At 65.6% G+C, this 24,196-nt stretch carries 18 protein-coding genes; 15 read left to right on the top strand and 3 right to left on the bottom strand.

Translation table 11 applies throughout. The features are described from left to right. Window positions 1–51 precede the first annotated feature (51 nt). Window positions 52–609, top strand: coding sequence for a hypothetical protein (locus tag N7650_RS11650; RefSeq protein ID WP_170394523.1), 558 nt, complete (start codon window positions 52–54; stop codon window positions 607–609). A 2-nt stretch (window positions 610–611) separates the two neighbouring features. Beyond that, window positions 612–1,280, top strand: a complete 669-nt coding sequence (locus N7650_RS11645) for a hypothetical protein (RefSeq protein ID WP_009395428.1) — start codon at window positions 612–614, stop codon at window positions 1,278–1,280. A gap of 48 nt (window positions 1,281–1,328) precedes the next feature. On the opposite strand, the gene N7650_RS11640 is transcribed toward N7650_RS11645, so the two are convergent. Then, window positions 1,329–2,429, bottom strand: coding sequence for an HNH endonuclease (locus N7650_RS11640; protein ID WP_009395427.1), 1,101 nt, complete (start codon window positions 2,427–2,429; stop codon window positions 1,329–1,331). A 294-nt stretch (window positions 2,430–2,723) separates the two neighbouring features. Here N7650_RS11640 and N7650_RS11635 point away from each other — a divergent pair, with 294 nt between their 5' ends. The 12 genes from N7650_RS11635 to N7650_RS11580 all read left to right on the top strand — a co-directional run bounded on the left by N7650_RS11635 (window position 2,724) and on the right by N7650_RS11580 (window position 17,788). Continuing rightward, window positions 2,724–4,310 carry an FAD-binding protein gene (locus N7650_RS11635; RefSeq protein WP_279898291.1) on the top strand — a complete coding sequence of 529 codons (1,587 nt, stop codon included), beginning with the start codon at window positions 2,724–2,726 and terminating at the stop codon, window positions 4,308–4,310. Beyond that, entirely contained in the window at window positions 4,307–4,687 is a 381-nt protein-coding gene (locus N7650_RS11630; protein ID WP_279898290.1) for a 4Fe-4S binding protein, read from the top strand. The genes N7650_RS11635 and N7650_RS11630 overlap by 4 nt, the downstream gene beginning before the upstream one ends. Beyond that, the gene (locus tag N7650_RS11625) at window positions 4,680–5,372 is read left to right on the top strand and encodes a peroxiredoxin-like family protein (protein ID WP_279898289.1); all 693 of its coding nucleotides are present in this window, start codon (window positions 4,680–4,682) and stop codon (window positions 5,370–5,372) included. Before N7650_RS11630 ends, N7650_RS11625 begins: the two co-directional genes overlap by 8 nt. A 35-nt stretch (window positions 5,373–5,407) precedes the next feature. Then, window positions 5,408–6,736 (top strand): LLM class flavin-dependent oxidoreductase, encoded by a 1,329-nt coding sequence (locus N7650_RS11620; RefSeq protein WP_279898287.1) that lies wholly within the window; start codon window positions 5,408–5,410, stop codon window positions 6,734–6,736. A 248-nt stretch (window positions 6,737–6,984) separates the two neighbouring features. Further along, on the top strand, window positions 6,985–7,776 hold the full coding sequence (locus N7650_RS11615) for a class II aldolase/adducin family protein (RefSeq protein ID WP_279898285.1): 792 nt from the start codon (window positions 6,985–6,987) through the stop codon (window positions 7,774–7,776). Between the two features lie 3 nt (window positions 7,777–7,779). Further along, window positions 7,780–8,766: an ABC transporter substrate-binding protein gene (locus N7650_RS11610; RefSeq protein WP_009395419.1), complete on the top strand. Its 987-nt coding sequence runs from the start codon at window positions 7,780–7,782 to the stop codon at window positions 8,764–8,766. 161 nt (window positions 8,767–8,927) lie between these two features. Further along, complete coding sequence (locus tag N7650_RS11605) at window positions 8,928–11,366, top strand: TonB-dependent receptor (protein WP_279898284.1); 2,439 nt, start codon at window positions 8,928–8,930, stop codon at window positions 11,364–11,366. Window positions 11,367–11,416: 50 nt separating this feature from the next. Beyond that, complete coding sequence (locus N7650_RS11600; protein WP_064304290.1) at window positions 11,417–12,736, top strand: LLM class flavin-dependent oxidoreductase; 1,320 nt, start codon at window positions 11,417–11,419, stop codon at window positions 12,734–12,736. Between the two features lie 9 nt (window positions 12,737–12,745). Then, window positions 12,746–14,341 (top strand): ABC transporter substrate-binding protein, encoded by a 1,596-nt coding sequence (locus N7650_RS11595; protein ID WP_279898282.1) that lies wholly within the window; start codon window positions 12,746–12,748, stop codon window positions 14,339–14,341. A gap of 2 nt (window positions 14,342–14,343) precedes the next feature. Then, window positions 14,344–15,288 carry an ABC transporter permease gene (locus N7650_RS11590; protein WP_009395410.1) on the top strand — a complete coding sequence of 315 codons (945 nt, stop codon included), beginning with the start codon at window positions 14,344–14,346 and terminating at the stop codon, window positions 15,286–15,288. Next, complete coding sequence (locus tag N7650_RS11585; protein ID WP_279898281.1) at window positions 15,285–16,130, top strand: ABC transporter permease; 846 nt, start codon at window positions 15,285–15,287, stop codon at window positions 16,128–16,130. The genes N7650_RS11590 and N7650_RS11585 overlap by 4 nt, the downstream gene beginning before the upstream one ends. Next, a complete protein-coding gene (locus tag N7650_RS11580) occupies window positions 16,127–17,788 on the top strand; it encodes an ABC transporter ATP-binding protein (protein WP_279898279.1) in 1,662 nt (553 codons plus the stop codon). Before N7650_RS11585 ends, N7650_RS11580 begins: the two co-directional genes overlap by 4 nt. A 168-nt stretch (window positions 17,789–17,956) precedes the next feature. Here the strand turns inward: N7650_RS11580 and N7650_RS11575 are convergent, their stop codons facing one another. Next, window positions 17,957–20,491, bottom strand: coding sequence for an EAL domain-containing protein (locus N7650_RS11575; protein ID WP_279898277.1), 2,535 nt, complete (start codon window positions 20,489–20,491; stop codon window positions 17,957–17,959). A gap of 171 nt (window positions 20,492–20,662) precedes the next feature. Next, window positions 20,663–22,312: a malate dehydrogenase (quinone) gene (gene mqo / locus N7650_RS11570; protein WP_009395405.1), complete on the bottom strand. Its 1,650-nt coding sequence runs from the start codon at window positions 22,310–22,312 to the stop codon at window positions 20,663–20,665. 397 nt (window positions 22,313–22,709) lie between these two features. On the opposite strand from mqo, the gene N7650_RS11565 reads away from it, so the two are divergent. After that, on the top strand, window positions 22,710–24,194 hold the full coding sequence (locus N7650_RS11565; protein WP_279898276.1) for an APC family permease: 1,485 nt from the start codon (window positions 22,710–22,712) through the stop codon (window positions 24,192–24,194). Window positions 24,195–24,196 lie beyond the last annotated feature (2 nt).

Below are 24,196 nucleotides of genomic sequence, written 5' to 3'. Positions count from 1 at the left end.
TGATTGCAATATGATGCCACCCCACCATTCTGGCCCATGCAAGGAACGCCGGTGAAACGCATCGCACGAGACTTCGTAACCCTCTTCAATTGCCTCTGGTATCGCGACTTTCCCGTGACGGAGGAACACTCCATGGCCAACCCGGCCAACTGGACGATTCATATCGGCCTGGTGGTCAGGCAATGCGCGACCCTGCTCGGGGCTCGTGCATTGTTCGAGCAAGGCGGCCGTACCGATGCGGTCATACGCTTCCCGGAACAGACCCTGTCCTACGTGGAGTGGGAGTGGAAACGCGCCCATACCGATATCAACGAGTTCGAAAAGCTGCTCGAGCGTACCGATGATGCGGTGTTCCAGACCTTCATCGGCTACACCCGGGTCAATGAGCTGGACATGGCGCTGGAGCGCATACACGGGGTATGGGAAAACGCCGACAAACCATTGCTGGTGTTTCTCGTGACCTATGAATGGCACGGGCGCAATCGCTACTTCCAGCAATTGAAGACCTATGAATTCGCCAGGGGCTGCTACAAGCACGTTCGCAGCCAGCCGGCATTGCCCTGGATGGTCAACCGCAAGACCTACAACAACGTCGGCGAGGATGCCTGACGATGAACAACGCCCAGGCGCTGACGCTTGTCGATAGGGTGTTCGCCGACATTCTCCGGGCACGCTCCGTCGCTGAATTGTCGGCCATTGTCTCCGAGCACCCCGGGCTGCATGTCAATCGACTGGACCGCAAGGACTATCCGGAACTGCGGCTATCGATCAACAGCGATGAGATCGCCACCCTGATGGCCGAAGGGCTGCTGACCGACAGCGGCGAGTTTCATCCACGGATCAGCGACAGGGCGCTGTCACCGCTGGAAAAGCTGCTGTATTCCATCGCCTGGAAGAACGGCGACCTGAGCAAGGTGACGCACATCGTCGAAGGCGTGCGTGGCGTGCATGCCGAAACCGTGCGGAAAAACGGCCCGGGCCAGGTGTTCCACCAGTTCGGTCGCCACCTCGCCGACAAGCGCGAGCCCATCATCGACCAGCATGTGCTGCGTGGTTTCCTGTTGTGGCGCGCCGATCGCAACGACGAAAAAAAGATGGACGCGATCCGCCGGATCACCTTGCTCAACAACCAGGTTTCCGGGATCAACGAGTACAAGCGCTGGCTGAAAACCGAACGCTTCGAACCGCAACTGAAAGCGTCGGCGGACTACCTGATGCATATCGACAGCACGCTGTTTGCCCTGGGCAAAACCATCAAGCAGGGCAAGACCGCCGGATGATCTGCGTTTCGGGGTGATGCAACGGGGCGCCGATCAGCGCCCCGCTCATCACTGCTGAAACACCTCGGTGCGGTGATAGTGCAGGTAGTGAGCCATTGCGCCCGGCACGAAGCGCAGCGCCCGTGGCAGCCCCAAGGCCGCCCGATCAGCCTCGCCCAGCCAATGCGACACCAGCATCTGCCCCTGCTCGTCGAAAGACAGCAGGCCACGGTAGAACAGGACGTCGAGGTTCGCCGACAACAGCAACCCGTTATCAGGATCCAGACGCTCCTTCGCCGTCGCCACCGCCCAGGGCTTGATATGCGAGGCACGCAACACCTCGGCACAGGCCAGCCCGGTCACCGCACAGGCCCCGCCCCAGGTTGCCAGCAGGTCCTGGCGGAACTTGCCGCGTCCACGACGGGCTTGAAGGTTAGCCAGTTGCTCGGTCACCGGCTCGCTGCCTTCCAGCAGCGCATCCCGGTCCGAGGCCGCCACCGGTTCGCTCGGCGCGCAGTGGATCGCGTCGATCAAGCGCGCCCAGCGCTCGCCCCGCTGCGACGCGGGAATGGCATCCATGATCCGCCCCACCAGAGCCAGGTCCAGCTCGCTGGTACCTGCGGACGCCAGTTTCTCCGCGCCAATGATCGCGCGCAGATCAAGGGTGACGGGCTCGTCGAACCACCAGAAGTACTCTTCCGGGCAGATCCAGGCAGGAATACGCTGAAGGTTCTGTTTCCAGTTGCGCAGGAAGTGGTGGCGGTCATCCTCGTGGATACGCCGGACCTTGGTCACGGCCCAGGCTTCTTCCCACAGTTCCTGCAGGGCGAGCTTGTCGACGATCTGCTGGCGCTGCCCCAGCAGGCGCTCGTCGAACAGGCCGACGGCGTTACCGGCGACGCCTACCAGTTGCAGGATGCCGTTGTGCGCGGCGGTCATGAACACGAAGGTCTGGCCGGCGTTCTCCACCAGCGGCGCCGCACCAGCGCCCTCGGTATGGAAGACCCGGTAGCGCTGGTTGCCCTGGCGCAGGAGCAGGCGTGGCGAGTTGTTCCATTCTTCGTGGCCGTAGCCGTTTTCCCGGGCGAAGCCACTGGTGGCGAAGCCGCCGGACGGCGCGATGTAGTTGTTGGTGTTCCAGAACACCGGCTTTTGCAGGAATAACGCCATGGGACTCGGGATCCTTAGTACAACTCGCTTGCGCAGAGCGCTGGATATTATTTGTGGGCAAATGATAGCAAAAAGACACTAGCCGTAGGAGCCCCCCACAGGGTTGTCGGCACTGCCAACTAAATACTTATTCCTGATTTTGAAAAGCAAATAAATACATAACTCGCATAATTAGCTTAGAACCAAAAAGCCTTTCCCTACCACCTGCTCCCGCGCCTATCGTTCTATCCCAAGACCCGACCCCATTCCCGGCGGAGGCCGTCCCCAACGACCTCAGCCGGAGTGAATGCGCCAATGATCCCCCTGTTTCACAACGCCCCCGCCCCGCTCCAGCTCGCTGCCGATGTGCTGGTGATCGGCGGTGGCCTCGCCGGCACCTGGGCCGCCGTCGCCGCCGCCCGTGAAGGCGCCAAGGTGGTGCTCGCCGAAAAAGGCTGGTGCGGCACCAGCGGCGTGACCGCCACCGCCGGGCCCGGCCATTGGTGGGTGCCGCCCGAGCAGCGCCAGGCCGCGATCGGCAAGCGCGTCGAGAGCGCCGCAGGCCTGGGTGACGCGCGCTGGATGGCGCGCATCCTCGAAACCACCTGGCAGTCCCTTCCGCAACTGGACCGTCTCTACCATTTCCCCAGCGATGAGCAGGGGCGCAAGCAGTACCGTGCACTGCGCGGCCCTGAATATATGCGCGCCATGCGCCAGCTTGCGCTGGAGCACGGCGTCACCCTGCTGGACCAGAGCCCGGCCCTGGAACTGCTGCGCAGCGAATCCGGCGAATTGGCCGGCGCCCGCGGCTGGCAGCGCCAGCTCAAGCGCGAGTGGCAGGTAACGGCCCCGGCCACGGTGCTGGCCACCGGAGGTTGCGGCTTCCTGTCACGCCTGCTCGGCAGCCATACCAATACCGGCGACGGCTACCTGATGGGCGTGGAAGCCGGTGCCGAGCTGTCGGGCATGGAGTTCTCCGCCTACTACTGCATCGCCCCGGCCGGCAGCACCATGACCCGTTCGATGGTCTACACCTTCGGCCGCTACTTCGATGCCGCCGGGCGCGAGCTGGATATCCCCCAGGGCCCTGATTTCAACAATGCCCTTGCCAGCCATCTGCTGCGCGGGCCGGTGTTCTGCCGCCTGGACCGGATTCCCGCCGACATCCGCGCACGCCTTCCCTATGTGCAGCCGAACCTGATGCTGCCGTTCGATCGCCTGGGCATCGACCCCTACCGCGACAAGTTCGCCGTGACCTTGCACGGCGAAGGCACCATTCGCGGTGTCGGTGGCCTGCGGGTGACCGACGACCACTGCCAGACCACCGTGCCCGGCCTGTTCACCGCCGGCGATGCCGCCAGCCGCGAAACGGTGACCGGCGCGATCTCGGGCGGCGGCGCGGTGAATTCCTCGTGGGCGCTGTCCAGCGGGCAATGGGCGGGAAGCGGTGCTGCGCAGTACGCAAAAGCCAATCGTACAGCGATACGTACCGTGGCACGGTACGCTGAAACCTCGATTCCTGCTGCCGACGCCGATTACCGCGAGACCATCCAGGCCGTGCAGAACGAATTGCATCCGTACGACAAGAACCTGTTCCGCACCGGCGCCCAATTGCAGCGCTCGTTGCTGACGCTGGACAGCCACTGGGACCGCCTGCGCGGCAACGCCCACCACAGCGACCCGGACAGCCTGTTGCGCCGGCGGGAAACCCAGGCCCTGCTGGCCAGTGCCCGCTGGTGCTACTCAAGCGCCCTGGCGCGCAAGGAAAGCCGCGGCATCCATCAACGCACCGACGCACCGCAACGACACGACCGCTTCGACGTGCACCTGCGCAGCGGCGGACTGGACAGCCTCTGGGTCCGTCACGACCCGGTCACGCGCCCCGTGGAGACCCCGGCATGATCGAACTGATCTTCAGCGACCGCTGCAGCGGCTGCAGCCAATGCATCAGCGTCTGCCCCACCAACGTTCTCGCCCTCGGCAGCGACGGCAAACCGCGCATCGCCAACCAGGGTTCCTGCCAGACCTGCTTCATGTGCGAGCTGTACTGCGCCAGCGATGCGCTCTACGTACACCCCGACTGCGAACACCCGGTCAGCCTCGACCCCGTGCAGGTCCTGGCCAGCAACCTGCCTGGCCAATATCGCCGCGATTCCGGCTGGGACGAGTTCGCCAACGACCCGCGCTACGACAACCAGCACTGGCGCATGGAGCACATCTTCGCGCTCGCCCGGGAGCTGGCCACCCCTTCCCCCGACACAGGACCACGCCATGAGTGAATCCCTCAATCACCTGCTTGCCGAACTGCATGCCGAACGCGTGCGCACCTGGGCCCCGGAAGCCCTCAAGGTCAATATCGACCAGCGCCAGCGTCTGGTGGAAGAAGCCGATCCGCAGCGCTTCATCAAGGCCGGCGACCTCGTCGAGTCCTTCGAACTGCTCAAGGTCGAAGGTGGCCCGCTGACCCTCGACCTGTTGCTGGAGAACGGCCCTGCCGTGCTGGTGTTCTTCCGCTTCGCCGGCTGTCCGGCCTGCAATATCGCCATTCCCTACTACGAGCGAAACCTGCAACCGGCCCTGCAGCGTCGCGGCGTGCCGCTGGTCGCGATCAGCCCGCAGGTGCCGGAGCGCCTGGTGGAAATCCGCGACAAGCACCGCTTGACCCTGCAGGTCGCCAGCGACCCGGACAACCGGCTCGGCCGCCGCTTCGGCGTGCTCTACAGCTTCGACGAAGCCTCGCGCCAGGCCGCCCTGGCCAAGGGCAACAGCATCGGCGCCGTGACCGGCACTGGCACCTGGGAACTGCCGCAGCCCACGGTGGTGGTGATCGGCCGTGATCGCCGGGTGCAATTCGCCGAGGTCAGCCCCGACTGGCTGGTGCGCAGCGAAGCCCAGCCGATCATCGACGCGGTGGATGCCGCCCTCGATGCCGACGGCCTGGTGGTCCGCCACGCCTGGGCCTGAGCCCCCTCTTCTTCACCAACTACAGGAGTTGCAGCATGAGCACACGGCAATTGCACCTTGGCGCGATCCTCACCGGTGTCGGCACCGACCAGCAGGAATGGCTGGACCCGGGCATTCCCGGCAACGCGAGCATCGACATCGACTGGTACAAGCAGCAGGCCCGGGCGGCCGAAGCGGCGAAGTTCGACTTCGTCTTCATCGTCGACAGCCCCTACATCACCCCGGACTCGGCGCCACACTTTCTCAATCGGCTGGAGCCGCTGACCTTGCTCTCCGCCCTGGCCGGCGCCACGGACAGGATCGGCCTGGTAGCGACCCTGACCACCTCGTACACAGAGCCCTTCAATGTCGCCCGCCAGTTCGCCTCGCTGGACCACATCAGTCATGGCCGTGCCGGCTGGAACGTGGTGACCACGGGGCTGGAAGGCGCCGCCGGCAATTTCGGCCGCGAGCAGCATATCGACCACGGCGAGCGCTATCGCCGCGCCCATGAGCATGTGGCGGTGGTCCAGGGGCTATGGGACTCCTACGAGGACGATGCCTTCCCCCGGGATCGGGCCAGCAAGCGCTTCCTCGATCCGGCCAAGCAGCATCGACTGGACCATCGCGGCGAGTTCTTCTCGGTCGCCGGGCCGCTGAACATATCCCGCTCGGCCCAGGGCCAGCCGGTGATTTTCCAGGCCGGGGTATCGGAGTCCGGTCGCGGGCTGGCCGCGCACATTGCCGAGGGGATCTTCGCCGGGGTCGACAACTTCGACGATGCCCGCGAGTACTACGCCGACATCAAGCGCCGGGCGGCGCAGGCCGGGCGCGATCCGGCGCAGGTGCTGGTGTTCCCGGGAATCACGCCGATCATTGCCGATACCGATGAACAAGCGCAGGCGATCCTCAAGGCCAGGCATGGCGAACTGGACCTGAACAAGGCGCTGGTGCAACTGGGGCGGCCGTTCAATTACCACGATTTCAGCCAGTACCCGCTGGATGAGCCGTTCCCGGAGCTGGGTGACCTGGGCAGCAATGGCTATCGCGGACATGCCGAGAAGATCAAGCGGGTCGCGCGCGAACAGGGCCTTACCCTGCGCGAGACAGCACTCAGGTTCGCCCGGCCTTTTACCGGCTTTGCCGGGTCGGCGCGAACGGTGGCCGACGAGATCGAACGCTGGTTCAAGGAAGGTGCGGTGGACGGATTCAACGTGCACGTCGGCGCGCCGGCGGCGTTTGCGCGCTTTACCGACGAAGTGCTACCGATCCTGCGCGAGCGTGGGTTGTTCAGGGAGAACTATGCGGGTCGGACCTTGAGGGACCACCTGGGACTGGTGGTGCCGGTGAACAGGAATAGTGTGAAGGCGGCTGACGTAGCCTGATTTTGAGGGCCTCATCGCTGGCAAGCCAGCTCCCACAGGGGTCGTGTGGGAGCTGGCTTGCCAGCGATGAGGCCCTTTCTAAAAATGCAATAACTAAATATTCATCTGATTTTTTATTCTGAAAAATAATAATAAAAATAGATCAAAACAGTATTTCTTCCCTTCCCTTCCCCCTTGCTACAGTCCCTCCAGACCCGACCCCTCGCACGGTGGAGGCGCCCGATTCATCCACCTGCGAGTACGCCCCGATGAGCCATAGCATTACCCGCCTGCCGAACCACAACCATCGCCTACAACTGAGCGCCCCGACCACCCACGCCGATCTTCACGCCGAACGCCTGCACCGCAAGCAACGACTCGCGGCGTCCTATCGGCTGTTCGCCGAGCTGGGCTTCGAGGTCGGCCTGGCCGGGCATTTCACCGCCCGCGACCCGATCGAGACCGACCATTACTGGATCAACCCGCTGGGCGTGCCGTTCTCGCAGATCCGCACCAGCCATCTGCTGCGGGTCAACGGCCAGGGCCGGGTAGTGGAAGGCGACGGCCTGCTCAACACCAGCGCCCTGGAACTGCACTACGAGTTGCAGAAGGCCCGTCCGGAGGTGGTCGGCATCGCCCATCTGCACGGTTTCCATGGCCGGGTGTGGTCGTCCCTGGGCCAGCTGTTCCAGCCGATCACCGCCGAGTCCTCGGCCTTCGTCGGCGAGCAGGTACTGTTCGACCGCCATGCCCTGGGCAACGCCGATCGCGACCTGGTGGCCCAGGCCTTCGTCGAGACCTTCGCCGACAACAACCTGCTGGTCTGGCAGAACCACGGCCTGTGGACCACCGGCCAGACCGTGGAAAGCGCGGCGTGGCGCTTTATCCTCGCCGACGACACCGCCCGCGCTCATCTGCTGGCGTATGCCGCCGGCCAACCGCGCATTCCGCAGGTGGGCGAGGACAGCTTCGATGCGGCACAGCGCGAGCTGTTCGGCTGGCTGAACTTCCTGCCGCTGTGGGACCGCATCGTCCAGCAACAACCCGACCTGCTGGACTGAGCCATGAACATCGACCTTCACCGCCGCCGCTTCATCCAGCACAGCGCCCTGCTCGGCCTCGCCGCGGGCATGGCTCCGGCGCTGGCGAACACCCCGAAGGCACTGCGGGTCTGGCGCTACAAGGGCCAGGCCGCAAGCTTTCTCGGCGATGCCGGGCAGGCCGCCACGCCCTATCCGGTGGAATGGGTGGACATCCCCGGCGGGGCCATGGTGCTCGAGGCGTTCGCCAGCGCCAGCCTCGACTACGCCTTCATGAGCCCGGTGCTGCCGTTGTTCGCCAGCGCCGCCGGCAACCCGCTGGTGCTGATCGCCAGCTACCAGGGCGAGCAGAACCGTAGCGGCGTGATCGTCAAGCGCGGCAGCGGCATCCGCTCGATCACCGACCTCAAGGGCAAACGCATCAGTTTCGTACGCGCCACCGACACCCACTACCTGGTGCTCAACCTGCTACGCCACAACGGCCTCACCCTTGACGATATCCAGGCCCGGGCGATGCCGGCGCGCGATGCGCTGATCGCGTTTCAGAACGGCCATCTCGACGCCATCGTCGCCGGCGGCATCGGGGCGCTCCAGGCCTTGACGCAAATGGACGGCGAACTGCTGGCCGATGCCAGCCGCTACCAGTGCGGCAATTACCTGATCGCCACCAGCGCCAAGGTGTTGGCGCAACCGGGCAAGCAGGCACAGATCGCCGACTTCCTCGAACGCGAACGCGCCACCTGGGACTGGGTGGAGCGCAATCCCGACGCCTGGGCCGCGCGCAACGAAGCCCTGACCGGGATCTCCCGGTCGCTCTACCTGCAACAGTTCGACCAGCGCCAGCGGCCATGCCGCCTGCTCCCGGTCAGCGACGAGGACATCGCCGCGCAGCAGCGCATCGCCGACCTGTTCCATGACAGCGGCCTGCTGCGCCAACCGGTGACGGTCCGCGACTTCTGGGACCGCCGCTTCAGTTCATTGCTCAGCGGCCAGGGATCCGCCGCGGCATAAGCGTACCGGCGCGCGCCGGACGAGACACAGGCACGCCGAACCACGGGAGCAATGGACCTCCCGCAGGCCCGGCCATGCCTGGAAAACGTGAAACAACCTATGAGAGCCCGTTCGATCGCACATCCAGGGCCTGACTGCCAATCGAACCCTTAGGAACCGTCATGAAGTCCGTATTCACTCCCTTGTCCATGGCCCCGGCGCTGCTCGCCGGCTACCTGTTCAACCCGCTGGCGCTGGCCGCCGACAGCGATACCGCGCTCGGCACGGTGATCGTCACCGGTTCGCGCGGCAGCGAGGTGCGCACCGTCACCAGCAGCCCGGCACCGATCGACGTGATCGACAGCAAGCAGCTCGAACAGACCGGCTCCAGCAGCCTGCGCGAAGCCCTGCAGAAAACCCTGCCGTCGTTTTCCCAGCGCCCTTCCGGCACCTCCAACGACAGCGTCGCCCGCCCCTACAGCCTGCGCGGCCTGAACGGCTCCAACGTGCTGGTGCTGGTCAACGGCAAGCGCCGCCACAACAGTTCGGTAATCAACCTCGACTCCACCGCCGCCTACGGCACCAACCCGGTGGACCTGGACATGATCCCGATCAGCGCCATCGACCATGTCGAAGTGCTGCGCGACGGTGCCTCGGCCCAGTACGGCTCCGACGCCATCGCCGGGGTGATCAACATAATCCTCAAGCAGAACGACAACGGCGGCTCGGTCAGCACCCAATATGGCCAGTACTACGAGGACGGCGACGGCGGTAACCTGCGCCAGACCCTCAACCAGGGCCTGGCCCTTGGCGACAACGGCGGCTTCTTCAACTACGCCCTGGATGCCAAGTCCGTGCAGACCGCTACCCGTTCCCGCGAGGCCACCGGCAACCTGTACTTCGCCGGCGACCCGCGCAACGCCACGGCCGACCGCGAAGTGCAGAAGAACGGCCTGCCGAAGATCAAGGCGATCAACCTGTCGTACAACGCCGAACTGCCGGTGAGCGACGACCTGACCCTGTATTCCTTCTCGACCCTGAGCCAGCGCGATGCCAAGGGCGGGCAGAACTACCGGCGCCCCAACTCGACCAACATCATTACGCAGATCTACCCGGACGGCACCGCGCCCTTCTACACCCTCAAGGAAACCGATTACCAGGCCGCTGCCGGCGGCAAGGGCGAGATCGCCGAGTGGCACTGGGACCTCAGCTCCACCTTCGGCCGGGCGAAAAGCCAGGCCGGCGCCGACGAAACCCTCAACGCCTCCCTCGGCCCCAGCAGCCCGACCCACTTCGATACCTACAGCAATACCTTCGACCAGTGGACCAACAACCTTGACCTGACCCGTGCCTTCGAGGTCGGCCTGAGCAAGCCGCTGCAGGTGTCCTGGGGCCTGGAGCACCGCCACGAGCGCTACAAGACCGAGTCGGACGACCCGCTGTCGTGGATCAACGGTGGCTATATCTACCCCAGCGGCCCGCTGGCCGGACAACCCGGCTCGGTGGGCGCCCAGGGCGCGATCACCCTGACCCCGGAAGACGAAGGCCAGGCCAGTCGCAACAGCTACGCCAGCTACCTGGACCTGGGCTTCAACCCCACCGAGAAGCTCTACCTGGGCGCCGCCGCACGCTTCGAGAAATACGACGACAACAGTGGCAATACCCGCAGCGGCAAGCTCACCGCGCGCTATGACTTCACCCCGACCTTCGCCGTGCGCGGCACGGTGAGCAACGGCTTCCGCGCACCATCGCTGTCGCAGTCCACCTACGCCCAGACCGCCAACCAGTACACCACGGTCAACGGCGTGTCGCAGTTCGTCGAGGCCAAGACCGCCCGGGTCGACTCAGCCCTGGCCAAGGCCCTTGGCGCCGAGGACCTGAGCCCGGAGAAGTCGCGCAACATCAGCCTCGGCCTGACCTGGCAGCCGCTGCCCCAGGCCAGCGTGACCCTCGATGCCTACCAGATCGAGATCCGCGACCGCATCGCGCTGACCGGCTTCCTCTACGGCAACGGCGTCGATCAGATCCTCGTCGCCAACGGCTACAAGCCCGGCTACCGCATCAAGTACTTCACCAATGCCGCCGACACCACCACCCGCGGCATCGACCTGGTGGCCGACTACCGGGTCGATTACGGCCAGTTCGGCCGGGTGAAATACGGCATTGGCGCCAACTACAACAAGACCGATATCGACGACATCAAGCAGACCCCGGCCGCCCTCAAGGCCGCCGGCAACAATCTTGAACTGTTCGACCGCGTGGCCCAGGGTTACCTCACCGTGGCCAACCCCAAGACCAAGCTGATCCTCAGCGCCAACTGGCAGATCGAGCGCTTTACCGTCAACGCCGCCGTGACCCGCTACGACAAGGTCACCGCCCGCGACGCCAACCCCAACTACGACGTGACCTACGGCGCCAAGTGGCTCACCGACCTGGAAGTGGCCTATGCGGTCACCGACAACTTCGATATCGCCGTGGGCGCCAACAACCTGTTCGACGTGCGCGCCGATAACAACGCCTACCCGGCCGGCGACGTCAACGGTTTCCCTAAATTCGGTTCGATCTCGCCGTTCGATCCGTACGGCGGCTTCTGGTACACCCGCGTCGCCTACAACTTCTGACCCCAACGATCGAGCGCCCGCCTCGTTCGGCGGGCGCCAGGAGAATGTTCATGAGCCAAGGCCAGTTCGTACTCGGCGCCTTCATCCCCGGCACCCTCAGCGGCAGCGCCTGGCGCCTGCCGGAGGCGCCGCTGGATACCTTCCGCAGCCTGGAGCACTACCAGTACATCGCGCGCAAGCTGGAGGCCGGGCGCTTCCACTCGCTGTTCTTCAACGACACCCTCGACGTCAAGCTCGACCTGGCCCTGCAACGCGGGCCCAACAGCGTGCGCTGGGACCCGCTGATCCTGGCCCCGGCGCTGGCCGCCAGCACCCGTCATATCGGCCTGATCGCCACCGCCAGCACCACCTACAACGAGCCCTACAACGTGGCGCGCAAGTACGCTGCGCTGGACCACCTGAGCGGTGGCCGGGCCGGCTGGAACCTGGTCACCTCCCTGGGCGGCGGCGAGAACTTCAATCGCCAGGAGCATGTCGAGCATGACGACCGCTATGCCCGCGCCGAGGAGTTCTACGACGTGGTCAGCGGCCTGTGGGACAGCTGGGCCGACGACGCCTTTATCCAGGACAAGGCCAGCGGTACCTGGCTGGACATCGACAAGCTGCACGTGCTCGACCACCAGGGCGAGCACTTCCAGGTCCGCGGCCCGCTCAACGTATCGCGCTCGCCCCAGGGCCATCCGGTGGTGGCCCAGGCCGGCGCCTCGGTGGCGGGCAAGCGCCTGGCGGCGCGGGTCGGCGAACTGATCTTCACTGCCCAGCACACCATCGAGCAGGGGCGCGCCTTCTACCAGGAAACCAAGGCCGCGGCCGCTGCTTTCGGACGTGGCGCCAATGAGCTGAAGATCCTTCCCGGCGTGTCCCCGGTAGTCGGCAAAACCCTCGCCGAAGCCCAGGCCAAATACGACCGCCAGCAGGAACTGCTGGAGCCGAAGGCCTTCCTCAGCTCGATTTCGAAGTTCGTCAGCCTCGGCTACGACCTGTCCGAACTGCCCTTCGACGAAGTGGTGCCATTGCCACCGGAGCATTTCACCACCAACACCCACCAGAGCCGGCAGAAGCTGGTGTTCGACCTGATCCGCCGCGAGCGCCCGACCGTGCGCCAGCTATTCAACCAGCTCACCTCCGGCGGCCATCGGATCCTGATCGGCACCCCGGAAAGCATCGCCGATGACCTGCATGCCTGGTACGAAGCAGGTGCCGCCGACGGCTTCAACATCATGTTCAGCGGCCTGCACTCGGCCATCGACGATTTCGTCGACGGTGTGGTCCCCGAGCTGCAACGCCGTGGCCTGTTCCAGCGCGAATATGCCGGTACCACGCTGCGGGAAAACCTCGGCCTGCCCTACCGCACCAACCGGTTTTTCTGAGGAGCGCCCATGATTCGACCCCTGGCAATCCTGGCCATCGCCGTGGCCCTGGCCGGCTGCGACGGCAAGCCCGAGCAAGCGGCCGCCACCGGCACCCCGGCGCAGCCGCAGACTGGCGGCGTACTGCGCGTGGCCTTCGACGGCGACCCGAACTGCATCGATCCGCAGCAGGCCGGCAACAACACCGCGCTCAACGTGGGCCGGCAACTGGTGGACTCGCTTACCGACCAGGACCCGCAAAGCGCCGAGATCCTGCCCTGGCTGGCCGAGCGCTGGGAAGTCAGCGAGGACTCGCGACAGTTCGATTTCCACCTGCGCGAAGGCGTGACCTTCGCCGATGGCAGCCCGCTGGATGCGGCGGCGGTGAAGGCCAATTTCGAGGCGATCGTCGCGCTTGGCGCACGCGCGCAACTGGCCGGGACCTACCTGGCGGGCCTTGAATCGGTGGAGGTCACCGGCCCGTCGAGCGTACGCGTCACCTTCAAGCAACCCAACGCCCAGTTCCTCCAGGCCAGTTCAACCATGAGCCTCGGGCTGTTTTCCCTCGACACCTTGAAACGCACCGCCGAGGAGCGCTGCCAGGGCGCCCTGGTGGGCTCCGGGCCGTTCACGGTGAAAAGCTTCGAGCACAACAGGCTGGTGCGCATCGAAGCCCGCCCCGACTACCGGTGGCCGTCTTCGATTGCCCAGCATCAGGGCCGCGCCTGGCTGGACGCCATCGAGTTCCATATCCTCCCCGAGTCCGGCGTGCGCCTGGGCAGCCTGCTGTCCGGGCAGATCGACGTGAACACCAGTGTGCCGGTGCAGGACGAAGCGGTGCTGCAAGCCCAGGGCGTGCCCTCGATCAACCGCCCCAACCCGGGCATCGTCTTCAGCCTGACGCCGAATGTCTCGCGGGCGCCGCTGGATGAACTGGCAGTGCGCCAGGCGCTGAACAAGGCCATCGACCGCAGCCAGTTCCAGGGCGTGATTTCCCGTTACCAGAAGCCCGCGACCTCGGTACTGGCGAGCAGCACGCCGTATTACCAGGACCTGAGCAGTCATCTGGCCTACGATCCGGCGGGCGCGGAAAAGCTGCTGGATGACGCCGGCTGGCGCAAGGGTGCCGATGGCTGGCGCCAGCGCGACGGCAAGCGCCTGGGCTTCACCCTCGACTACTGGCAGGCCACCACCCCGGTGCTGGAGCTGGTACAGCAACAACTGCGCAAGATCGGCGTCGAGTTGCGCCTGAACAAATCCACCATCGGCCAGGTCAGCCTGCAACAGACCTCCCTCGACTACAGCCTGTGGTTCTTCAACCTGACCCGCGCCGATCCGGACGTACTGCGCACGGTATTCCTGTCTCCGGGACGCAACGTCAACGTTCGCGCACCGCTGCCGCTCGACCGGCTGCTGCTCGACTCGGCGGCCAGCCTCGATGGGCAGAAACGCGGCGCGCTGATCCAGCAGGCCAGCGCCGAATTGCTGGACCTGGGCCATGTGCTTCCGCTGGTGGAAATGGCCACCGTCACCGCCTTCCGCGACGTGGTGCACGGCCTGCACTACGAGGCCTCGACGCGCCTGCAGTTCTACGACACCTGGCTGGCACAACCGGGAGGCCACTGAGCATGCACACCTCTGCATTCTGGCGTCTGGCCCAGGCCCTGCTGGTGCTGTGGGCGGCCTTCAGCCTGTCGTTCGCCATTCTTTATGCGCTGCCGGGCGATCCGGTCGGCATCCTGCTCGCCCAGGGCGGCGAACCGGGCACGGCGGATCCGGCACAGGTCGCCGAACTGCGGGCTCGCTATCACCTCGACGGCAGTCTCTGGCAGCAGTACGGCGGCGCCCTGTGGCGGTTGCTGCACCTGGACCTTGGCGTATCGCTGCAGACTGGCAAGCCGGTCGCGGCGGCCCTGGCCGCAGCCCTTCCGGCAACCCTGGCCCTGGCCTTTGCCGCACTGCTGATCGCCGTGCCGCTGGGCATCGGCGTGGCCCTGGCGGCCCACCAGGTGCGCCGGCGCCCGCTGCAGGCGGCGCTGCACAATGCGCCGGCGCTGGTGGTATCGCTGCCAACCTTTTGGGTTGGCCTGCTGTTGCTGCAACTGTTCTCCTTCCGCCTGCACTGGTTGCCGGCGATGGGCGATCACGGTCTCGCCAGCCTGGTGCTGCCGGCTGTCACCCTGGCCCTGCCCTGCGCCGCGATGATCGCCCAGGTGCTCGGTCGTTCCATCGCCAGCGTCAGCCAGCAGCCCTTCGTCCAGGCCCTGCGCAGCAAGGGGGTCGGGCGCTGGTCGTTGCTGTGGCGGCATATCCTGCATAACGCCTCGATCCCCCTGCTCAGCCTGACCGGCACCCTGCTGGGCAATCTGCTGGCCGGTGCGGTGGTCACCGAGACGGTGTTCTCCCGTGACGGCGTGGGCCGCCTGGCCCAGGCGGCGGTGGCCAGCCAGGACATCGCCGTGGTCCAGGGCGTGGTGCTGCTGGCCGCGGCCCTCTATGTGCTGACCAACCTGCTCACCGACCTGCTCTACCCGTTGCTGGACCCACGCATTCGCCAAGGGAGCCGACCATGATCCTGCACCCCGCCATTTCCTCCTTGCCTGCGTGGCGCTACCGGCCTGGCTTGCCAGTAGCGCTGAGCCTGGTGCTGTTCGTGCTTCTGCTGGGCTGGGCGTTCTTTCCCGGGCTGTTCACCAGCCTCGATCCGTTGCTGGCCGACCCCACCCAGACCCTGCGCGCGCCCTCGGCGCAGCACTGGTTCGGCACCGACCATCTGGGCCGCGACCTGTATGCCCGTTGCGTATACGGTGCAGCACTGTCGTTGCAGGCCACGGCCATTGCGGTGGTCATCGCACTGCTGGCCGGAACCCTGCTCGGCGGCATCGCTGGCTGGTTCGGTGGCGCGGCCGACCGCGTGCTGGCGGTGCTGGTGGAGGTGCTGATGGCGATTCCGGCCCTGCTGCTGGCCATGGCCATCGTCACCGCCCTGGGTTTCGGCACGCTGGAGATCGCCATCGCGGTGGGGCTGTCGTCGGTGGCGGTGTTCGCCCGGCTGGCCCGGGGCGAAGTCCTGCGCTGGCGCAGCCGGGTCTTCGTCGAAGCCGCCCAGGTGGTCGGCGTTGGTTCCTGGACCAATCTTTGCCGGCATGTACTGCCCCATGCCGCCGGGCCGTTGCTCGCCCTGGCGGCACTGGAGTTCGCCAGCGCGGTGCTGGCGGTCTCGGCCCTCAGTTTCCTTGGCTTTGGCGCCCCGCCGCCGCAACCGGAATGGGGCCTGTTGATTGCCGAAGGGCGCAACTACATGGTCGCCGCCTGGTGGTACACCACCCTGCCGGGGCTGGTGGTGGCCGGCGTCGTGCTCGCCACCCAGCAGCTTGGCCGGGGTTTGCAACGTCTTCAGGGAGAACATCCATGAGTACGCCATTGGTGCGTATCCGCCAGTTCGGGGTCGAGTATCCGGGGGCGGCGCAGGCCGCCGTGCAAGGGCTGGACCTGGACATCGCGGCAGGCGAGATCGTCTGCCTGGTCGGCGAGTCTGGCTCCGGCAAATCCACCACGGCTGCGGCGCTGGCCGGCTTGTTGCCCGAAGCGGCGCAGCAGCACGGGCAGCTGTGGTTCAAGGGCCAGGCGCTGGACAGCCTCGACGAACATGCCTGGCGCCAGCGTCGTGGCCGCCTGGTCGGCTTCGTGCCGCAGGATCCGGGTACCTCGCTGGACCCGGTGAAGACCATCGGGGCCCAGGTGGTGGAAGCCATGACCGTGCACGGCATGCCCCTGGCCCAGGCCCGTCCGCGTGCCCTGGAACTGCTCCGGGAGGTCGGCCTCAAGGCGCCGGAAACCCTGCTCGCCCGTTATCCCCATCAACTGTCCGGGGGCATGTGCCAGCGGGTGCTGATCGCCATTGCCCTGGCCAACGACCCGCCGCTGCTGATCGCCGACGAACCCACCAGCGCCCTGGATGTCAGCGTGCAGCGGCAGATCCTCGACCGCTTGCAGCAACTGGTCCGCGAGCGTGGCAGCAGCCTGCTGCTGATCACCCATGACCTGGCGGTGGCGCTGGATCGCGCCGACCGGATCCTGGTGATGCGCCACGGTCGCCTGCTGGAAAGCGGTACTCCGGCGCAACTGTGGCATGCGCCGGCGCACCCCTACACCCGCCAGTTGCTCCAGGCCTCGCCGCTGGCGCGCTTGCAACAGCGTCGCGTGGCGCCAACGGTGAGCCGGGAACCGGCGCTGCTGCAGGTCACCAGCCTCAACCGGCGCTTCGACAAGCGCGGGGCGGCGGCGGTGGATGGTGTCAGCTTCAGCCTGCAACGGGGCACCACCACCAGCCTGGTGGGCGAGTCCGGCTCGGGCAAATCCACCACGGCGCGGATCATTCTCGCCCTGGAACAGGCCAGCTCCGGCAGCGTGCGCTTCGACGGCCTCGAGGTGCTCGGGGCCGGTCGCCGCCAACTGCACGCTTACCGGCGGCGAGTGCAACTGGTCTACCAGAATCCTTATGCCGCGCTGGATCCGCGCCAGGATCTGCTGGCGATCGTCAGCGAACCGCTGCGAGCGTTCGGGATAGGCCAGCGGCGCGATCATCGGGCACGGGTACTGGCGCTGCTCGAACGGGTCGGCTTGCCGGGCGACCTGCTGCATCGCCGCCCTGCCCAGCTCTCCGGCGGCCAGCGCCAGCGAGTCGCGATAGCCCGGGCACTGGCGGCGGAGCCGGAGCTGCTGGTGCTGGACGAGCCGCTGTCGGCGCTGGACGCACCGGTGCAGGCGCAGGTGCTGGATCTGTTGCAGCGTTTGCAGGAGGAACTTGGCTTGACCTATCTGTTCATCTCCCACGACCTGGCGACGGTACGCGGGATCAGTGACCAGGTACTGGTAATGAGCCAGGGGCGGCTGGTGGACCAAGGCCCGACCGAAGAGGTATTCGGGCGACCGGGAAGCGACTATACGCGGCGGCTGCTGGAGGATATGCCGGGGCGGTTGCTGCCGGAGGCTGAAGTGCACACCAGGGCAGTGAACATCTGCGGCCTGCAACGTCCCTGTGGGAGCTGGCTTGCCAGCGATTGGGCCTGAACTCACAACACCACTGCCCGGGCCGGCCTCATCGCTGGCAAGCCAGCTCCCACAGGGTTGTGTGCAAGCCGCAGATGCCTTCACCCATTCTTCATCATCCCTACCAGCACGCGGTTCTCCACCGGCAGGCTCAGCATTATACCGTCCCTGTGGGAGCCGCAGATGCCTTCATACATTCTTCATCATCCCTACCAGCACGCGATTCTCCACCGGCCGGCTCAGCAGATAGCCCTGTACTTCATGACACTGGTCGGCACTGAGCAGGTCCAGTTGCCGCTCGGTCTCGACCCCTTCGGCGGTGACCGTCATGCCCATGGCGTTGCCCAGGTTGATGATCGCCTGCACCACGCTGCGGTCGCTGTCGCTCTTGCCCAGGGCCTGGACGAAGCGCTTGTCGATCTTGATGCTGTCGAACGGATAGGTGCGCAGGTAGCCCAGCGACGAATAGCCGGTGCCGAAGTCGTCCATGTTCAGGCGCACGCCCAGCTCCTTGAGGGCGGTCATGGTCGCCAGGGCGTTCTCGATGTCGTTGAGCATCACGTTCTCGGTGATTTCCAGCTCCAGGCGGTGCGCCGGCAGGCCACTGTGCAGCAAGGCCTCGCGGACATCGCGCACGACATTGCTGCGGGTGAACTGCGCCGGTGACATGTTCACCGACACCAGCACCGGCTGCGGCCAGGCCTTGGCCGTGCTGCAAGCCTCGCGCAGCACCCAGTTGCCCAGCTGGACGATCAGCCCGGACTCCTCGGCCAGCGGGATGAACTCGTCCGGCCCGATCAGGCCGCGTTGTGGATGCTGCCAACGCACCAGGGCCTCCACCGACGCCACGGTGACCCCATCGATCAAAAAGCGTGGCTGGAAATGCAGGACCAGTTGCCCCTGTTCGATGCCCAGCGCCAGCTCGCGCTCCAGGGTGCGCTTGCCCTGCACGGCATCGTTCATCTGCGCCGAGAAGTGCAGCCAATTGCCCTTGCCGGCCGCCTTGGCGTTGTACAGGGCAATATCGGCGTACTTGATCAGGTCCGCCGGCTGCCCGCCGTGCTCGCGAGACAGCACCACGCCAAGGCTGGCATCGATATGCAATTGCTGGCCGTCATGCTCGATGGGCCGGCGCAGGGTAACGATGACCCGCTGGCACAGGGCATCCATTTCCTCCCGGGTGCCCGGCCGCGCCACCACCAGGACGAACTCGTCACCGCCCAGACGGGCCACAAGGTCGCTGTCGCGGGTGATGGTTCCCAGGCGCCGCCCCACTTCGATCAACACCGCATCGCCGGCCGGGTGACCGAGGTGATCGTTGATCGGCTTGAAGTTGTCGAGGTCCAGGATAAGCACAGCCAGGTCCGCCTTCCCTTCCAGCAGGGCCTGTTCGATAAAGGCGAACAGCTTGTTGCGGTTGGGCAGGCCGGTCAGGGCGTCGTGCTGCGACAAGTGCTGGATACGGGCATGGGCCGCCACTTCATCGGTGATGTCGAAGCTGGTACCGCGAAAGCCCTGGAGCTGCTCGTGATGCAACACCGGCCGCGCCGTCAGTCGGCAGATACGCTGTTGGCCGAGGTGGTCACGGTACTGGCAGCGCAGGCTGTCGGAGCCGTTGACGCTGCCCAGTTGCGCCAGCCAGTGCTGCAGATGGGCAGTGTCGCAACTCATCAGGTCGGTCAAGGGCCGGCCCAGCCACTCCTGCACCAGGTAGCCGGTCAGTTCGGCGAAACGCCCCGACAGGTAGGTGAGCCGGAGCTGGGCATCGGTTTCCCAGATCCAGTCCGAGGCCGCCTCGGCCACCGCCTTGAAACGCTCCTCACTGACTTTCAAGGCTTCGCGGGACGCTGCCAGTTCCTGATAGTTGCGGTCGTTGCGCGCGCTGACGCTCAAGGCCTGGCGGGCGAAGGCGAGCATGGCCAGGAGGATCACCAGGGTCGCCAGGGCCAGCGGCGGCATCACGGTCAGGGCCAGCTCGCTGCCAGGACGCTGGACCGGCCACACCAGCCAGTAGCCGCTGTTGTCCAGGCGCATGCGGTCCTCGCCCGGCGCGTCATAGCCACGCGCAGTGACCGAAAACGAAGCCAGGCCGACGCTATCGGCCAAAGGCTGCAATACCACCGGGGTCAGGGGCCGGACGAAGACCAGCACCCGTTGCGGCCCGGGGACGTGATGGGGCAATTGCGGCGGGCGGATCACCGCAGCGCTGAACAGCGCCGGGCCATCGCGAAAGCGGATATAGCCCGATGCAGCCTGGTCGTCCAGCAATGCCACCCGCGCCTGCGCCAGGATCCGTTGCTTTGCCGGGGTCAGGGCCTCCAGCGGCTGGTCGCTGAGCTGCCCGTCGACGACCGCGTAGCTGGTGGTGTTTTCGTCGATGACGAAAACCCCGGCATAACCATCGCTGCTGTACAGGGTCGGGCCGATATTGTCCTCGGCGTAGGCCCACTGGCGGTTGTTGCCGATGCCCAGCTCGTCGTAGGCCGCCTGCCAGAAGGCATGGGACAGCAAGTAGGTCTTCTCGGACTTCTCCAGGCTTTGCCGGACCGAACCGGCGAGAAAGGCGCTGCGCAGTTGCTCGCGTTCATCGAGGGCCACGACGATGCGGTAGAGGGACGCCAGGCCGACCGCGAGGATCAACAGGATGGCACCGGAAAAACCCAGGATCAGCTGCCGTGTCAGGCGGCTGCGGCTTGCGCTGGTAGAAGTCGTCCCTGCTTGCATGCGTGTCCTCGTTGGCCAGGATCATGCGGACCTTGGGGGAACGGTGGTGCCGGGCCTTGGTATGCCCTACGTGAAAACTGAGGGTCCGCTTGGCCAGGGTGTTCAAACCAGGCGACGGACGGACGCCTGCAAAAAGCCCGAAGGCCGCGTCTGCGGCCTTCGGTGATCGTGCTATTGCTCTCCCTGCGGGTTGATATCCGGGTCGGCTCCGGCACCCGGCTCGCCCAGCGGGTCGATGTTCTGCGGGTTACCCGCGTCCTGGCGCTGATCGATCCCCGGCGCAGGCGCCAGTTGCAGCACTTCGCTGGTGTAGGCCCACTCCCGCTCCACCGCCGCCGGGTCGTCGTTCAGGTGCGTACCGTAGCTGGGAATGATCTGCTTGATCTTTTCCTGCCAGGCCGAGGACTGCAGCCGGTCCTTGAAGACCTTCTGCATCAGGTCGAGCATGATCGGCGGCGCCGTCGAGGCACCCGGCGAAGCGCCCAGCAGGCCGGCGATGCTGCCGTCCTTGGAGGTCACCACTTCGGTACCCAGCTTGAGCACGCCGCCCTGGTTTTCGTCCTTCTTGATGATCTGCACGCGCTGGCCGGCTTGCCACAGGCGCCAGTCTTCCTTTTTCGCATGGGGGAAATAGGTCTGCAGGGCGGCGAAACGGTCGTCATCGTTTTGCATCAGTTGGCCGATAAGGTATTTGACCAGGTCGAACTCGCGCACCCCGACCCTCACCATCGGCCAGACGTTATGCACTGACATGCTGGCGAACAGGTCGAGCAGCGAGCCTTCCTTGAGGAAGCGGGTGGAGAAGGTCGCGAACGGCCCGAACAGGATCACCCGCTTGCCATCCAGGACCCGGGTGTCCAGGTGCGGCACCGACATCGGCGGCGCGCCGGTGGAAGCGATACCGTAGGCCTTGGCCATGTGCTGGAGGGCGATATCCTGCTTGTCGGTCACCAGGAACGAACCACCCACCGGGAACCCGGCATAGTCCTTGGCCTCGGGGATGCCGGACTTCTGCAGCAGCGGCAGCGCCGCGCCGCCGGCCCCGATGAACAGGAACTTGGCGTCGGTGGTGGTCTTGCTGCCGTCCTTGAGGTTCTTGTACTCGACCCGCCAGGAGCCGTCGGCGTTGCGGGTGATGTCCTCGACCTCGCTGTTGAGCTTGAGGCTGAAATTCTGCTGTTTCTGCAGGTAGCCTACGTACTGGCGGGTAATCTCGCCAAAGTTGACATCGGTGCCGATCGGGGTCCAGGTGACCGCCAGCTTTTGCTGCGGATCGCGGCCTTCCATCATCAGCGGCACCCATTTCCTGATCTGCTCGTGGTCTTCGGAATACTGCATCGGGCGGAACAACGGGCTCTTCTGCAGGGCTTCGTAACGGCGCTTGAGGAAGCTGATGTTGTCATCGCCCCAGACGAAGCTCATGTGCGGCGTGGTGTTGATGAACGAACGCGGGTTGTTCAGCACGCCGCTCTTGACCTGCCAGGCGAGGAACTGACGGGTGATCTGGAACGACTCGTTGATCTCCACCGCCTTGGTGATATCGATCTTGCCGTCCTTCTCCGGGGTGTAGTTCAACTCGGCCAGGGCCGAGTGGCCGGTACCGGCGTTGTTCCAGCCGTTGGAGCTTTCCTCGGCCACCTTGTCCAGGCGCTCGACCATTTCCATCGACCAGCCCGGCTCCAGTTCGTTGAGCCAGATGGCCAGGGTCGAACTCATGATCCCACCGCCCACCAGCAGCACATCGACCTTCTTCGGCTCGGCGGCCTGGGCGCCGGCGAGGTTGCATGCCAGCGCAAAGCCGACCAGCGCGCCTCTCCACATGATCCGGTTATTCATCTTTTCTCCCACGAGGCGAGCCCCGATTCGATTGGCGTGTGTTCCCTGCCCGATGGAATGCCCATGTTGTCCTTGATGCACGCAAGGCACCAGGCTTGAGGCTCGAAGGCAGCACTGCAAGGTTCGAGACCCTCCATCGACGAACAGTTCAAAGGTTAGCCGAGACTCCCGGGCTTGCCGGGGCGCGGCGTCCCCTGAGTAGCACGAACGGCGTGGCCGGGGCTTTAGTCGTGGCGGGCAAACATCAATCAAGACTGATGCCAGTCGCAATAATCATGAATTTTTCCTGACCCGACGTCGACATACGCTGTGCCGGAACCTCGAGTGCCCTCAAGAGGCACCGGATCTCGATAACAATTCCAATACCTGCCGAGGATCCCCCATGTCCGTTCCGTCCAATCCCGACGAGCACCTGCTCGCCAGCCACGGCTACCGCCAGGAGCTGGATCGCGGCCTGAGCCTGTGGTCGTCGTTCTCCGTGGGCTTCGCCACCATCTCGCCGGTTGTCGGCATCTATTCGGTGATGTCGCTCGGCGCCATCAGCGTCGGGCCCTCCTGGGTGTGGATCGTGCCGTTGTGCCTGTTGCTGCAGCTAAGCGTGGCACTGGTGTATGCCGAGTTGTCCTCGCAGTTTCCCCTGGCCGGCGGCTGCTACCAGTGGGTGCGGCACCTGGTCGGTGACCGCCTTGCCTGGTTCACCGGTTTCCTGTACCTGGCGGCGGCGCTGGCCTCGCTGACCACCGTGGCCTATCTCGGCGGTTTCTGGCTGGGTTTGCTGCTGTTCGATGAACCGCCCTCGGCCAATGCCCAGGTGGCCTGCGCAGCCGCGCTGCTGGCGCTGGGGCTCGGGGTGAATCTGCTGGGAATCAATCCACTCAAGTACTTCGTCAACACCGGCATCCTTGCCGAAGCCATCGCTTCCATCGGCATCGGCGTGCTGTTGCTGCTGTTCTTCCGCAATCATTCATTCGAGCTGCTATTGAGCAGCATGGGCGCGGAAAACGCGTCCGGCGGGTCCTACTTGAGCGGATTGCTGACTGCCATGGCCGTGTGCGGCTGGGCCTTTCTCGGTTTCGACGCCTGCTCGCAGCTGTCCGAGGAAACGACCGATGCGCGCGTTTCCACACCGCGGGCAATCCTGCGCTCGATGCTGGTGGTAGGCCTGACGGTGATGCTCACCGCCTTCGCCGTGACCCTGTCGTTCAAGGACCCCGCCGCGCTGGTCAGCGGGCAGGTCATCGATCCGGTCACTCCGGCGGTGTCCGATGCGTTCGGCCGCTGGGCCGAACGCCCCTTCGTCGCTATCGTCCTGGTCGCGTTCGTCGCCTGCGTGGTCTCGGTGCAGACCTACATCGGCCGGGCCATCTTCGGCATGGCCAGGGACGGTATCCTGCCTGCGTCCGGGCTGCTGCGCCGGGTGGACAAGCGCAAGGTGCCGATGGCGGCGATGCTCTGCAGTACGCTGCTGGCCAGTCTTGGCCTGATCCTGGGCCTCAACGCAACCGCCGTGGGCACGCTTATCGCCTTCGGTAGCGGCGGCTTCTTCTTCGTTTTCCTGATCGTCACCGCCAGCGCCTTGTACGCGCGCCTCAGCGGGCGCTGGGACCCGGCCAAAGGCGCCTTGCAATTGGGTCGCAAGGGGCTGGCGGTCAACTGGCTGGCCGTGTTCTGGCTGCTCTTCGAGGCAGTCAACGTGGCCTGGCCGCGTGAACTGCTGGCGCCGCCTGGCGCCCCCTGGTTCCAGGTCTGGGCGGTGGTGCTGGTGTTCTCCGCGCTGGCGCTGTTCGGTCTCACCTACCTGGCGCTGGCCAAACCCCATCGGCGTATCGCCAGAAGCCTGAGCTTCGCCGGTCGCGCCGTCGAGTAATC

It is taken from the genome of Pseudomonas sp. GD04058 (assembly GCF_029836855.1).
Classification (GTDB): Bacteria; Pseudomonadota; Gammaproteobacteria; order Pseudomonadales; family Pseudomonadaceae; genus Aquipseudomonas; species Aquipseudomonas bharatica.
The sequence above is the reverse complement of the archived record's forward strand: the minus strand, read 5'-3'. Positions and strand labels throughout refer to the sequence as shown.